Raw genomic sequence first — 13,219 nt, forward strand, 5'->3', positions numbered from 1 at the left:
CTGACTCTCCCCTGTGGCGAGGGGGCTTGCCCCCGTTGGGCTGCGAAGCGGCCCCCGACGTTCTTTCAGACATACATTGCATGCAGGATTTACGACGGCTGCGCCGCCGAACGGGGGCAAGCCCCCTCGCCACAAAACCTGCAGTGACTGCCGTTACGGCAGCAACAGGTACACCGCGCTCACCACCAGCAACAACGCCATGGTGCGATTGAACAGGCGCATGCCGGCCGGGTTGTGCAAAAAGCCGCGCAGAAATGTCCCGGCATACGCCCAGCAGCCGACCGACGCATAGCAGATCACCAGGTAAATCGCGGCGAATTGCCAAACCAGGCGTGCCTCGCCATCGGCGACAAACGCGCCCATGCCGGCCACGCAGGCCAGCCAGGCTTTCGGGTTGAGCCATTGCATGATGGCGCCATACAGCATCGACGGCGCCTGCGCCGATTCGCCGGCTTGCACCTGCCCATTGTCGGCCGCCAGCTTGAAGGCCATGTACAACAGAAACGCCACGCCTGCCCATTGCACCCCCTGCGTCAGTGCCGGCCATCGTTGCAACAACTCATGCAGGCCCAACCCCATCAACACCAACAGCAAAACAAACCCCAGGGTGGCCCCGGCCACGTGACGCTGGCTGGCCCGGAAGCCAAACCGCGCGCCGGAACTCAACGCCACAATGTTGACCGGCCCCGGCGTGATGGACGCGACCAGCGCAAACGCTGCCATGGACATCATCAGACTCATTGCACACCTTCTTCCATCGAGTTGAACAAGGCCCTCAAGGTAAAGACCCCACCGGCTCGCGTATTGAAGAAAACTGCCCTGCCCGGCCTCGCTACGAGTAATAGCTGACGATGTTTTTCACTTTGCTCAAGGCAGTGCGCAACGAGTCCATGTCCACCGAACCCAACGCCAGACGTATCGCGTGCGGCACGTGGGCCGAAATCGCAAAAGGCTCGGCCGGCGACACCGACACCTGCTCGCGCATCAGTGCCATGGCGATCTGGTCGGCCCGGGCGTCCTCCGCCAACGGCAGCCAGATGAAGTAGGAATTGGGGTGACTGATGGTCCTGAGCCCCGCCAGCATCTCGCGGGCCAGGGCTTGCCGGGCCCGGGCGTCTGCACGCTTTTGCGATTCCAGTTGGCTGACGGTGCCATCGTCGAGCCAGGCCGTGGCGATGGCGGTCACAACGCCGGGAGTGTTCCAGGTGGTCGCCATGATCGTGCGCTCGAACGCTGCGACCCACTGCGCCGGTGCGGCGATGAAACCGACGCGCAGCCCGGTGGCGACATTCTTCGACAGACCGGACACATACACCGTCCTCTCCGGCGCCAGCTCGGCCAACGGTGGCGGTACGTTTTCAGCCAGGAACGCGTAGGCGGCGTCCTCGATGATCGTCAGGTCATGCCGGCGCGCAATCGCCACCAACTGCTCGCGCAGATCCAGGTCCATCACCCAGCCCAAAGGGTTATGCAAGGTCGGCATCGAGTACACGGCCCGTACCGACCGGCTGCGGCAGAGTTTTTCCAGGGCGGGCAGATCAGGCCCGGTATCCGTGACCGGAATGGGCAAGACTTCCAGATGCAGGGTTTCGGCCAGCGTCTTGAAACCGGGATAGGTCAGCGCATCGGCGGCGATCACATCACCAGGCTTGAGCAACGACATCATCGCCACCGCCAGGCCATGCTGGGCGCCGCTGACGATCAACACCTGTTCAGCCGGCACGCTCAGCCCCCGATCAAGCAGATGGCGCGCGACGGAGGCCCGTTCGTGCAGGCGTCCCGCGTGAGGCTGATAGCGCAGGAGGGATTCAAGGTCCCCGGACAACGCCAGTTGACGCAAGGCAGTGCGCAACAGGTCGGCCTGACCGGGCAATGACGGGTAGTTGAAATTCAGGTCGATCATCCCCGCCGCCACCACGTGCTGCGAGATGCCCTGCCCCGGCGGCAGCGAGGTCTCCCTGACAAAGGTCCCGCGTCCGGTTTCGCCGCTGACCAGGCCCATACCCTCCAGCTCGGCATACACCCGGCTGGCGGTGACCAGCGCCAGACCGTGCTCGGTTGCCAGTTGCCGGTGAGTCGGCAGGCGCGTACCGGGCGGCAGATGCCCGGAGCGGATGTCGGCGGCAAAGGCATCTACCAGAGTCTTGTAGCGGGATCGAGGCATGTCGAGATGTATCCATGACAATTTTTTGATTGTATCGATAGTCGCTCATAGGATGAGTTTCGTGCAATCGGACAATGAGCGTGAGCCAAATGGAACGGACTTCGAACCTGCAACCCCGGACGCTGGAAAACAGCACCAGCGGCTGGGTCAACGGCCTGATCGGCGTGGTGATCTTCAGCGGCTCGCTGCCGGCGACACGGGTGGCGGTGCTGGAGTTTGACCCCGTGTTCCTGACGGTTGCGCGCGCGACCATCGCGGCGGTCCTGGCGCTGTGCCTGCTGTGGTTATTCAAGGAAAAACGCCCGGCGCGCCAACAACTGATTCCATTGATGATCGTCGCCCTGGGCGTGGTCATCGGCTTTCCCCTGTTGACCGCGCTGGCGCTGCAATACGTGACTTCCGCGCACTCCATTGTCTTTGTCGGCCTGCTGCCCCTGGCAACAGCGGTGTTTGGCGTTCTGCGCGGCGGCGAGCGGCCAAGGGCGGCGTTCTGGATTTTCTCGGTGCTGGGCAGCCTGCTGGTGGTCGGGTTTGCCCTGTCCCAAGGGCTGACCGCCTCCCCTCAAGGCGACATCCTGATGCTGCTGGCCATCCTCGCCTGCGGCCTGGGTTATGCCGAAGGCGCGAAACTGTCGCGCACCCTCGGTGGCTGGCAGGTGATTAGCTGGGCGCTGGTGCTGTCGCTGCCGGTCGTGGCCGTGCTCAGCTGGATGCGCATGCCGGCTTCGTTCACCGGCATCAGCACGCCGGCCTGGTTCAGCCTGGCTTACGTCTCGCTGTTCAGCATGCTGATCGGTTTCGTGTTCTGGTATCGCGGCCTGGCCCAAGGGGGCATCGCCGCCGTCGGGCAATTGCAGCTGCTTCAGCCGTTTTTCGGGCTGACCCTGGCCGCCACCCTGCTGCATGAGCATGTCAGCCTCGGCATGCTGGGTGTCACCGTCGCCGTGATCCTCTGCGTCGCCGGGGCGAAAAAGTTCGCCAGATAACCCCGTGTACGGTGGTTTGCGCCCACGACTGTATGGGTCTGGCCAAGGGTGAGCCGTGATAAAAATAGCGCTCTTGCTACAGGAGCCCACCATGGACCTCGCCACCCTCACCCTGTTTCTGCCGGCCTGTTTTGCCCTCAACATGGCGCCAGGCCCCAACAACCTGTTGTCGGTCAGCAATTCGACCCGCTATGGCTACCGTACCGCGTGCGTGGCCGGCATCGGCCGGTTGCTGGCGTTCGCCGGGATGATTGCCCTGGCCTCGGCGGGGCTGGCGGTGGTGTTGCAAACCTCTGAGCTGCTGTTCTACGCCATCAAGATCCTTGGCGCGGCATACCTGTTCTACCTCGCCTGGCAATTGTGGCGCGCAGATCCGGGTGTGGAAAACGTGGTCACCTCAGCGCCCGTGGGCACGCTGGCGCTGGCCCGGCAGGAATTCCTGGTCGCGGCCGGCAACCCCAAGGCCATCCTGATTTTCACCGCGTTCCTGCCGCAATTCGTCGACTCGACCCACGCCATTGCGCCGCAGTTCGTGGTGCTGGGCGCGCTGTTTCTGGTGCTGGAATGGGTCGCCATCGGCGCCTATGCCTACATGGGCCTGCACATGCGCCGCTGGTTCGCCAGGCCGTCGGGCAAGCGGATGTTCAACCGCTGCTGCGCCGGGTTGTTGTCGGCGGCGGCTTCGGTACTTCTGATGGCCAGACGCACCTGAAGTAGATGTTTTTCCCATGTGGGAGCGGGCTTGCTCGCGAAGGCGTAGTGTCAGTCACCTCAATTTCGACTGACACTATGTATTCGCGAGCAAGCCCGCTCCCACAGGTTGGAATCACCTTTCGACTGGAAATTCGCTGTCGATTTTCCGGTGGAGGTCGCCCATGACGCGATCTATGCTGCGCTCATGAACCTACAAAAAACGCTTCTACCGCCCCGTGCCGAGATGGTTCGCGCCATGCTCGAACGAGACACCTCCTACGAGGGGGTGTTTTTCACGGCGGTCAAGACCACAGGCATCTTCTGCCGTCCCGGTTGCACCGCCCGCAGCCCGAAGCCTGCGAACGTCGAGTTCTTTGCCAGCGCCGAACAATGCCTGGCGGCGGGCTATCGCGCCTGCAAGCGCTGCAAACCGCTGGACACCGCCGCCAGCGCGCCGGACTGGGTGCAGAAACTGTTCAAGTCGGTAGACGCCGACCCGGAACAGCGCTGGACCGACGCCCGGCTACTGGCTGAAGGCATCGAACCACTGAAACTGCGTCGCTGGTTCAAGCAGCACTTCGGCATGACCTTCCACGCCTGGCTGCGCACCCGGCGCCTGGGCATGGCGCTGGGCGGGATCAAACAGGGCGACTCCATCGATGACGTCGCCTTCGATTCCGGCTACGAGTCCCTGAGCGGTTTTCGCGATGCCTTTCAAAAATCCTTTCACATCACCCCGGGCCGGGCGGCCAACAGCGAGCCGCTGCTGTTCACGCGCCTGACCACCCCCCTGGGGCCGATGATCGCCATGGCCGAACGGCGTGGGCTGGTGCTGCTGGAGTTTCTCGATCAGGCCTCGCTGAACCCTTCGGTCCAGGCGCTGCAAAACCGTTTCGGTTATGCCGTGGCACCGGGGCACAACGCGCATTTGCAGCAGATCGAAGAGCAGTTGTCCGCGTATTTCGCCGGTACGCTCACTGAGTTCAGCGTGGCCTTGCACATGCCCGGTAGCGAGTTCTCCCGCCAGGTCTGGGCTGAACTGGCGAAGATCCCTTACGGCCGGACCACCACCTACGGCGCCATTGCGGCGATTCTGGGCAAGCCCGGTGCCAGTCGGGCGGTGGGCCTGGCCAACGGGCATAACCGCTTATCGATTGTCGTGCCCTGCCACCGGGTGATCGGCGCCGACGGCTCGTTGACCGGCTACGCTGGAGGCCAGCCGCGCAAGGCGTTTCTGCTCAGGCTGGAAAACGCAGCGGTGCAGCTCACGGAGCAGCTGGCGTTCTGATCCCCCACAGTTTTTTCATAAGGAAGGAAACTCGATGGACAGGCTCGACAATCAACTGCACCAACTGCATCACGAGGGTTTGCTGATCCTCACCAACGTCGCCGATGCCGCCGGTGCGCGGCTGGTGGAGCAACTGGGCAACAAGGCCGTCGCCACCAGCAGTGCGGCGGTGGCCTGGGTACATGGCTATCCGGACGGCAACACCCTGCCCCTTGAGCGCCTGGTCTCGACGGTCGAGTCGATTGCCCGGGTCATTTCGGTGCCACTGACCGTGGACATCGAAGCCGGTTATTCCGATGACCTGGAACGGGTGGCAACAGTGGTTGACGCCGTGATTGCCGCCGGCGCTGTCGGAATCAATATCGAGGACGGCTCCTCGCTGCCGGAATTACTGGTACGCAAGATTGAAACCGCGCGCCAGGTGGCCGATCGACGTAACGTGAACCTGTTCATCAATGCGCGCACCGATGTTTATCTTCGGGGTCTGGTGCCTGCCGAAGATCGCGTCGCCGAAACCCTCAGGCGCGCCGCGCTGTATCAGGCGGCCGGTGCCAATGGCCTGTTTGCCGCGGGCGTTACCGCGGAGTACGAGATCAAAGCGCTGTGCCACGGCACCTCACTGCCGCTGAATGTGCTTGGCTTCCCGGGCCTGCCGTCACCCGAAGTGCTCAAAGAACTTGGTGTGCGCCGCCTGTCCGCAGGTTCAGGCATCGCCGAATTCCTCTACGGTGCCATGGCCGGCATTGCCAAAAGCTTTCTGCAAACCGGCAAGTTCGATACCCACGACCTGAAGGCCCTCACCTATGGCGAAGTGAACGCCCTCTTGAAACCGTCCGGGAAAGCCTGAGCCCATGGCCGACGGCTATCAGGCGGCCAGTGCGTTCCTGGCCGCCATCGATGACGACTGGCGCCGCCACATCGACGCCGTCGGCCCGTGCCTGCATCAGCCGCATGCGGCCCGTGATCCCTATGAGTCGCTGGTGCGGGCGATTGCCTATCAGCAACTGCACGCCAAGGCCGGCGATGCGATTGTCGGCCGGCTGCTGGCACTGTTCGGTTCGGGTGCGTTTCCCAAGCCTGAACAGATCGTCGCGACCGATTTCGACCAACTGCGCAGTTGCGGATTTTCCGCGAGCAAGATCGCGACCATTCAGGGTATCGCCCAGGCGGCGCTGGACGGCGTGGTACCCGATTACGCCACGGCGCTGGCCATGGACGATGAAGCGCTGATCGAACGCCTGATCACGTTGCGCGGCGTGGGCCGCTGGACCGTGGAGATGCTGCTGATCTACAGCCTGGAGCGGCCGGATATCCTGCCGGCCGATGACTTTGGCGTGCGTGAGGGCTATAGGCGGCTCAAGGGCCTGGAGGTGCAGCCGACGCGCAAGCAGATGATCGAGATCGGGTTGGGGTGGAGTCCTTATCGGACGGTGGCCTCCTGGTATTTGTGGCGGGTGCCAAACAAATAGACCGCGTTATCGTTTTTCGCGAGCAAGCCCGCTCCCACATTCGACCGCATTCCCATGTCAGAACTCGGTTAAATGTGGGAGCGGGCTTGCTCGCGAAGACGTCAGTCCAGTCAACACACCATCAAGGACCAGTCACAACCCCGACTTCAACCGACTGAACGCCCTGATCAACGCCCGGTTGAATGCCTTGCCATTGTCATTCTTGCTGTACAGCGAAGCCCGGACCGCGGCCGGCGGATACGTCCCCGGATCGTTGCGAATCGCCGGGTCGATCAAGCCGTCCGCCGCCGTAATAGCATTGGCGTAGTGGATGGTGTCGGTGATCGGCGCGATCACTTGCGGGGTCATCAGGTAATCCATCAACGCCAGGCCGGCCTGCGGATGCGGCGCGTCCTTGGGAATGACCATGGCATCGAACCAGATCAACGTGCCCTCCTTCGGAATCCGGTACTTCAGCGAATATGGCTTGCCCGCCGCCTCGGCCTGGCCCGCCGCAATGGCCACGTTGCCGTTCCACGACATCGCCACGCAGGTGTTGCCGTTGGCCAGGTCGCTGATGTTCAGGTCGTTGTCGAAGTAGCGGATGTACGGACGAATCTTCGCCAGTTGCTGCTCGGCCAACTTCAGGTCATCGAGGTTCTGGCGGTTGATGTCCAGGCCCATGTACTTCATGACCGCCGCAAACACTTCGTTGGGATCGTTGAGCAAGCTGACCCCGCAATCGGCGAATTTCGAGACCACGGCCGGATCGAACAGCATCGCCCAACTGTCGGTCGGCGCATCGGGCAGGCGCTGTTTGACAGCCTGTTCCTGATACCCCACACCCGTGGTGCCCCAGGCGTAGATCCCGGCATAGCGGTTGCCCGGATCGAACACCGCCATGTGCTGGCGGAACTCCTCGCCGACGCCGGCAAAGTGCGGCAGTTGCTGCTTGTCGACCGTCTGCACCGCGCCACTCTCGATGGCCCGGGACAGATGCTGCCCCGCCGTCAGCACCAGATCGTAGCCACTGCGGCCGGTGAGCAGCTTGGTCTCGACGGTTTCCAGGGAGTCGAAGTGGTCGACCACCACATGGATGCCGGTTTTCGCTTCAAAATTCTTCAAGGTGTCCGGGGCCAGGTACTCGCCCCAGATGTAGAGGTTGACCACCGGTTTGGCGGAGTCGGTAGCCTGCACACACAGGGGTGCAAGCACCAGCAGTATTGCTTGAGTCAGTTTGTGCAGGCCCACGATCACGCTCCCCTTGTGTTGGAGGTGGTGGCGGCGTACTGCGGCATGGTGATGCACGCGACGTTGCCGCCACCGAGGAGGATTTCCCGGGAATTTTCGATGCCGACGATGCTGTGTCGCGGGAACAGCTCGGCCAGGGTCGCCAGCGCCACTTTGTCGTTGCGATCACCAAACAGCGGCACCACGATGGAGCTGTTACCGGCGTAGTAGTTGATGTACGACGCGCAGATTTTCGTCCCGGCCTGGCGGGTATGGGTGCTGTCCTGCCGGTCCAGGCCTTCGGCTTCTTCGGCGGTCCACTCCAGCACATCCGGCTGCGGCAGCTTGTGCACGATCAACTCGCGGCCACGACTGTCGCGGGTGCTGCGCAGGATGTCGTAGGCTTCCTGATAGATCTCCCACTGCGGATCGTCGCGGTTGTCGGTCCATTGCAACACCACTTCACCGGGGCGCACGAAGCACGCGAGGTCGTCGACGTGGCCGTCGGTTTCATCGAACTTGCAGCCCCGCGGCAGCCAGATCACCTGCTCGGCGCCGAGGTAATCGGTCAGGCGGCGGGTGACTTCGTCCTTGCCCAGGTGCTGGTTGCGATTGCGGTTGAGCAGGCATTGCTCAGTGGTCAGGATGCTGCCCTGGCCATCGCTCTGGATGCCGCCCAGTTCGGCGATCAACGGTGCGCGATAGCGGTCGAAGCGTTCGATTTCGAGGATCTTGCCGGCGATCTGGTCGTCCTTGTCCCACGGATAGTACAAGCCGCCGTCGAGGCCGCCGTAGGCGTTGAATTCGAAGTCGACGCCGCGCACTTCACCACGCTGGTCATTGACCACAAAACACGGGCCGCTGTCGCGGAACCAGGTGTCGTTGCAGGTCATTTCGACCACGCGTACTTGCGGCGGCAACTGGCGGCGCGCGGTGGCGAACTGTGCCGCCGAGGCGCACACGGTGACCGGTTCGCTCATGGAAATGGCGGTGACGATCTGCACCCAGACTTTCTGCGCCGGCTTGGCACCGTTGCGCCAGACGTCGGTACGCTCCGGCCAGCCGAGCCAGCAACCGGACTTGGCTTCGAATTCGCCGGGCAGACGGAAACCGTCCTGTTTGGGAGTGGTGTCGAGCAAACGGGCCATGGTCAAACCTCTTCAGCGGGGATTGGAATGACCACAGGCTAAGGGCGACAGCGACTGGCTCGCCAACGATGATTATTTCGGAATACTTGAATTCAACTCATCAATCGAGCAACTGATCGTTGAACCATTCCAGCATTTGCGCCACCGCCGGACGCTCCAGCCGCAGCCGCTCGCACACCAGCGCATATTGGCCCAGCGCGGTCATGCTCGAGGTGAACGGCCGGACCAGCCGCCCGCTGAGCAAATCTTCCTGGGCCGTCAAGTTGTCGCCCATGGCCACGCCCTGCCCTTGGGCCGCGGCCTCCAGTGCCAGCCCGGCGTGGGCGAAATACAATTGACGATCAGGGCGCTGGTCACCGGCATGGCTGGTGAGCCACGCGGTCCAGGTCTTGCCGTCCTGGTCGTCGTGCAGCAGACAGTGGCGGGCCAGGTCCTTCGGGGTTTTCAGGGTGCCTTGGTTGAACAGTCCGGGGCTGCACACCGGGAAGAATTGCAACGCAGGCAGCGGCCGGACGAAATACGCGGTGCTGTCCACCGGGCCGGTGCCGTAGGTGATCGCCAGGTCGATGTCCTCCCCGGGCGCCGTGGCGTCGATCGGCTGTTCGTACAGATGCAAGGTGATGTGCGGGTAACGCGCGTAGAAATCCGTGAGACGACTCATCAGCCACTTTTGCGCCAGCTCGGCGGTGACCGCCAGACGCAATACCGCCAGGGATGAAGGGTCGCGCAGTTCATCGCAGGCATCGCCAATCAGTTCGAAAGCCTGCTGCAAACTTTGCATCAGGCGCCCGGCGGCCAGGGTCGGGCGAATCTGCCGGCCCTCGCGCACGAACAGCGGCACACCGAGTTGCTCTTCGAGTTGGCGAATCTGGTGGCTGACCGCGCTGTCGGTGACACACAACTCGGCCGCCGCCCGACCGAAATGGGCGTGACGGGCGGCGCATTCGAAGGTTCGCAGGGCTGCCAGGGAGGGTAATCGTCGCATCAGGTCATGTCCCGGTTTCGAGGGGGACATGCTGACTTGGCCTTGAGTGGGCGTCCAGTGGGACCGCGTTATCGTTCTTCGCGAGCAAGCCCGCTCCCACACTTGGAACGCAATACCCCTGTGGGAGCGGGCTTGCTCGCGAATAGGCCGGCCCATTCACCACAAATCCAATGACCTATCACGCTGACTGATCAACGATGACACTCCCCCAAACCCGGCGCGGGCACCTGCGATCGGTGAAGTGTTCATCGCCCGGGGCCGAGTGGTGAAGGCCGGCAAGAAACAGGTATTTGCCCGCGCCGAGCTGTTCGCGCAAACAGCCGGTCAATTGAAACTGGTGGCGACCGGCGACGCGATTCTGGTGCCGGTCGAGTAGCCCTTACGGTCTAGGCTGTTCAGGGTACGCTCAAGTCAGCCGGAGGCTCCCATGCATCTCGAAGGTTCCTGCCATTGCGGCGCGGTATCGTTCAGTTTGACCAGCGCCCACCCCTACCCTTACCAGCGTTGCTACTGCTCGATCTGCCGTAAGACACAGGGCGGTGGCGGCTATGCGATCAACCTCGGTGGCGATGCCGCCAGCCTCAAGGTTCGCGGGCGCAAACACATCGCGATTTACCATGCGCGGCTCAAGGAACAAGACGACAAGCGCGCCCACAGCAGCACGGCCGAGCGGCATTTCTGCTCGGTCTGCGCAACGGCTCTGTGGCTATTCAGCCCGGAGTGGCCTGAGTTGATTCACCCCTTCGCCTCAGCCATCGACACGCCGCTGCCGGTGCCGCCGGAGCACACGCACCTGATGCTCGGTTCAAAAGCGCCGTGGGTGGAGGTCCAGGCGCAGCCCGGGGATCAACAGTTCGATCTGTACCCCGTGGAATCCATCGCCCAGTGGCATGAGCGTCTCGGCCTGGTCTACCGAGAATAATTATCAGTTTTTTTCATACGGCAGTTCCCCTTTGCGTTTTTCGTTCGGTCAACCCCTCAGAAGCACTTCAACTACCGATCGATTCGATGCAAAGGGATCCCCATGTCGCACCCGCTTGTCGCCCGTTTCCGTTTTGCCTTGTGCCCTCTGGCACTGGCCTTGCCTGCCGCCCTGCTGAGCCTTGTACCCGTTGTCCACGCCGCTGAAACCGATGCCGAAAAGAACTCGGCCCGGGACGACGGCGTACTGCAACTGGGCGCAACGACCATTTCCGGCCAGGCGCTGGGCGCTACCACCGAAGGCACCCACTCCTACACCACCGGTTCAACATCCACGGCCACCGGCCTGCCCCTGTCGATCCGCGAAACGCCGCAATCGGTGACCGTCATTACCCGTCAGCAGATGGACGACCGCGGTGTGCAAAGCATCGGCGACGCGCTACGCAACACCCCCGGCATTTCGACGCAGAAGTACGACAGTGACCGCACCGAGTTTTCCGCCCGTGGCTTTGCCATCACCAACTTCCAGTACGACGGCGTGAACATTCCGTATGACGGTGTCTACGGTGAAAACCCTAACAACGGCGACGACGCGTCCAGCCTGGACCGCATCGAAATCGTCAAGGGTGCGACCGGCCTGATGACCGGTTCGGGCGACCCGTCCGCCACCGTCAACCTGATCCGCAAGAAGCCGACCAAGGAATTCAAGGCGTCGATCAGCGGCACCGTCGGTTACTGGGACGCCTATCGCAGCGTCGGCGATATTTCCGGTTCGCTGAACGATTCCGGCAGTGTGCGTGGCCGCTTTGTCGGCGCTTATTCCGACAAGAACTCCTACCAGGATCATTACAGCCAGAAAAAAGACCTGTTCTACGGCATCCTCGAAGCCGATCTGACACCCGACACCCTGCTGACCTTCGGCGTCGACAAGTCAAGCACCACCCCGCGAGGCTCGTCCTGGACCGGCAACCCGGTGTACTTCTCGGACGGAGGCCGTACCGACTTCCCCCGTCACTTCAACCCGGGCGCCGACTGGAGTCGTCGCGACTTCGACGACATCACTTACTTCGCCTCCCTGGAACAGGCCCTGGCCAACGACTGGAAGTTCAAGGCCAGCATCGACCAGAAAACCACCGACCACGACACTCGCCTGGCCTCGGCCAGCGGCGGCAACCCGGACCGCGCCACTGGTGAAGGCATGTTCCTGTACTGGGGTCGCTGGGAAGGTCATCGCGTGCAAAACACCGCTGACGTGAACGTCACTGGCCCCTTCACCCTGGGAGGCCGCGAGCATGAACTGGTGGCTGGCTTCATGGCTTCCCACTCGCGCCAGACCGGCGCGACCTACGACACCAGCGCCTTCGAATTGGTCCCGGGCAGCATCTACGACTGGAACGGCGATCTGCCGGAACAGAACTTCCCGAAAAACGGCAAGTACGAACGCATCCAAAGCCAAAATGGCCTGTACCTGGCCACGCGCCTGCACGCGACCGACGATCTGTCGATCATCCTCGGCAGCCGCCTGAGCACCTTCAAGTACAACGAGGATTATTCGTACTATCCGGGTGCGGGACTCGATGACACCCATGCCAGCTACAAGGAACATGGCGTGGTCACGCCCTATGCCGGTGTGGTTTATGACCTGGACGACACCTATTCTGCATACGCCAGCTACACCAGCATCTACCAGCCACAAACCTACAAGGACGCCACCGGTTCGACCCTGGCACCGGTCGAAGGCGCCAGTTACGAAGCCGGCCTGAAAGCCGCTTACTTCGACGGGCGACTGAACGCCAGCCTGGCCTTCTTCCGCATCGAGCAAGACAACGTCGCCGAATCGATCGGTACCAACCCGGTCACCAACGAAGGCATCTACAAAGCCATCGACGGCGCAACCACCAAAGGTGTGGAACTGGAACTGGCCGGTGAAGCGGCCGAAGGTTGGAACCTGTCGGCCGACTATACCTACGCCCGCACCCGTGACGCTGATGAACAGCGCATCTTTGGCTTCCCGCTGGCGACCTCCAAACCGGAACATGTCGTGCGTACGTTCACCACCTACCGCCTGCCCGGCGCACTGGATCAGGTGACCATCGGTGGCGGAATCAGCTGGCAGAGCGCGTTCTACGGCAAGATCTACAGCCCGACAACGGGCGGCGACACCCGCATCAAGCAAGGTGGCTACACCCTCGTCGACCTGATGAGCCGCTATCAGTTCAACGAAAACCTGAGCTTCACCGTCAACGCCAACAACGTCTTCGACAAACGCTACCTGACGGGCCTGGGCAACTTCGACACCACGTACTACGGCGAACCACGCAACGTGATGTTGACCACCAAGTGGGATTTCTAAGCT

13 protein-coding genes are annotated in these 13,219 nt (G+C 62.5%); 8 read left to right on the top strand and 5 right to left on the bottom strand.

Annotated elements, in window-relative coordinates; genetic code table 11:
- Window positions 1-153: 153 nt before the first annotated feature.
- Both KGB29_RS08275 and KGB29_RS08280 read right to left on the bottom strand, forming a co-directional pair.
- Window positions 154-741 (bottom strand): LysE family translocator, encoded by a 588-nt coding sequence (locus KGB29_RS08275; protein WP_150814637.1) that lies wholly within the window; start codon window positions 739-741, stop codon window positions 154-156.
- A gap of 91 nt (window positions 742-832) precedes the next feature.
- Window positions 833-2,164: a PLP-dependent aminotransferase family protein gene (locus KGB29_RS08280; protein WP_150814638.1), complete on the bottom strand. Its 1,332-nt coding sequence runs from the start codon at window positions 2,162-2,164 to the stop codon at window positions 833-835.
- Between the two features lie 89 nt (window positions 2,165-2,253).
- Here KGB29_RS08280 and KGB29_RS08285 point away from each other — a divergent pair, with 89 nt between their 5' ends.
- From KGB29_RS08285 to KGB29_RS08305, 5 genes are all read left to right on the top strand, one after another.
- Window positions 2,254-3,150 carry a DMT family transporter gene (locus KGB29_RS08285; protein ID WP_150814639.1) on the top strand — a complete coding sequence of 299 codons (897 nt, stop codon included), beginning with the start codon at window positions 2,254-2,256 and terminating at the stop codon, window positions 3,148-3,150.
- Between the two features lie 91 nt (window positions 3,151-3,241).
- Window positions 3,242-3,862 (top strand): LysE family translocator, encoded by a 621-nt coding sequence (locus KGB29_RS08290; RefSeq protein ID WP_150814640.1) that lies wholly within the window; start codon window positions 3,242-3,244, stop codon window positions 3,860-3,862.
- Between the two features lie 186 nt (window positions 3,863-4,048).
- The gene (locus KGB29_RS08295; RefSeq protein WP_150814641.1) at window positions 4,049-5,131 is read left to right on the top strand and encodes a bifunctional transcriptional activator/DNA repair enzyme AdaA; all 1,083 of its coding nucleotides are present in this window, start codon (window positions 4,049-4,051) and stop codon (window positions 5,129-5,131) included.
- Window positions 5,132-5,165: 34 nt separating this feature from the next.
- Window positions 5,166-5,978 (top strand): isocitrate lyase/phosphoenolpyruvate mutase family protein, encoded by an 813-nt coding sequence (locus KGB29_RS08300; protein ID WP_150814642.1) that lies wholly within the window; start codon window positions 5,166-5,168, stop codon window positions 5,976-5,978.
- Window positions 5,979-5,982: 4 nt separating this feature from the next.
- A complete protein-coding gene (locus KGB29_RS08305; protein ID WP_150814643.1) occupies window positions 5,983-6,600 on the top strand; it encodes a DNA-3-methyladenine glycosylase family protein in 618 nt (205 codons plus the stop codon).
- A 132-nt stretch (window positions 6,601-6,732) separates the two neighbouring features.
- Here the strand turns inward: KGB29_RS08305 and KGB29_RS08310 are convergent, their stop codons facing one another.
- The 3 genes from KGB29_RS08310 to KGB29_RS08320 all read right to left on the bottom strand — a co-directional run bounded on the left by KGB29_RS08310 (window position 6,733) and on the right by KGB29_RS08320 (window position 9,942).
- Window positions 6,733-7,830, bottom strand: a complete 1,098-nt coding sequence (locus KGB29_RS08310; protein ID WP_150814644.1) for an extracellular solute-binding protein — start codon at window positions 7,828-7,830, stop codon at window positions 6,733-6,735.
- A 2-nt stretch (window positions 7,831-7,832) separates the two neighbouring features.
- Entirely contained in the window at window positions 7,833-8,957 is a 1,125-nt protein-coding gene (aguA, locus tag KGB29_RS08315; protein ID WP_150814645.1) for an agmatine deiminase, read from the bottom strand.
- A gap of 100 nt (window positions 8,958-9,057) precedes the next feature.
- Complete coding sequence (locus tag KGB29_RS08320) at window positions 9,058-9,942, bottom strand: LysR substrate-binding domain-containing protein (protein ID WP_090454991.1); 885 nt, start codon at window positions 9,940-9,942, stop codon at window positions 9,058-9,060.
- Between the two features lie 241 nt (window positions 9,943-10,183).
- Here KGB29_RS08320 and KGB29_RS28650 point away from each other — a divergent pair, with 241 nt between their 5' ends.
- The 3 genes from KGB29_RS28650 (at window position 10,184) to KGB29_RS08330 (ending at window position 13,216) form a co-directional block, all read left to right on the top strand.
- Window positions 10,184-10,318 (top strand): hypothetical protein, encoded by a 135-nt coding sequence (locus KGB29_RS28650; RefSeq protein ID WP_256355696.1) that lies wholly within the window; start codon window positions 10,184-10,186, stop codon window positions 10,316-10,318.
- 51 nt (window positions 10,319-10,369) lie between these two features.
- Window positions 10,370-10,864: a GFA family protein gene (locus KGB29_RS08325; RefSeq protein ID WP_150814646.1), complete on the top strand. Its 495-nt coding sequence runs from the start codon at window positions 10,370-10,372 to the stop codon at window positions 10,862-10,864.
- A gap of 102 nt (window positions 10,865-10,966) precedes the next feature.
- Window positions 10,967-13,216, top strand: coding sequence for a TonB-dependent siderophore receptor (locus KGB29_RS08330; RefSeq protein WP_223616382.1), 2,250 nt, complete (start codon window positions 10,967-10,969; stop codon window positions 13,214-13,216).
- Window positions 13,217-13,219 lie beyond the last annotated feature (3 nt).

The sequence above is a fragment of the Pseudomonas sp. BF-B-30 genome (genome assembly GCF_019956305.1).
In the GTDB taxonomy this organism is placed as follows: domain Bacteria; phylum Pseudomonadota; class Gammaproteobacteria; order Pseudomonadales; family Pseudomonadaceae; genus Aquipseudomonas; species Aquipseudomonas jessenii.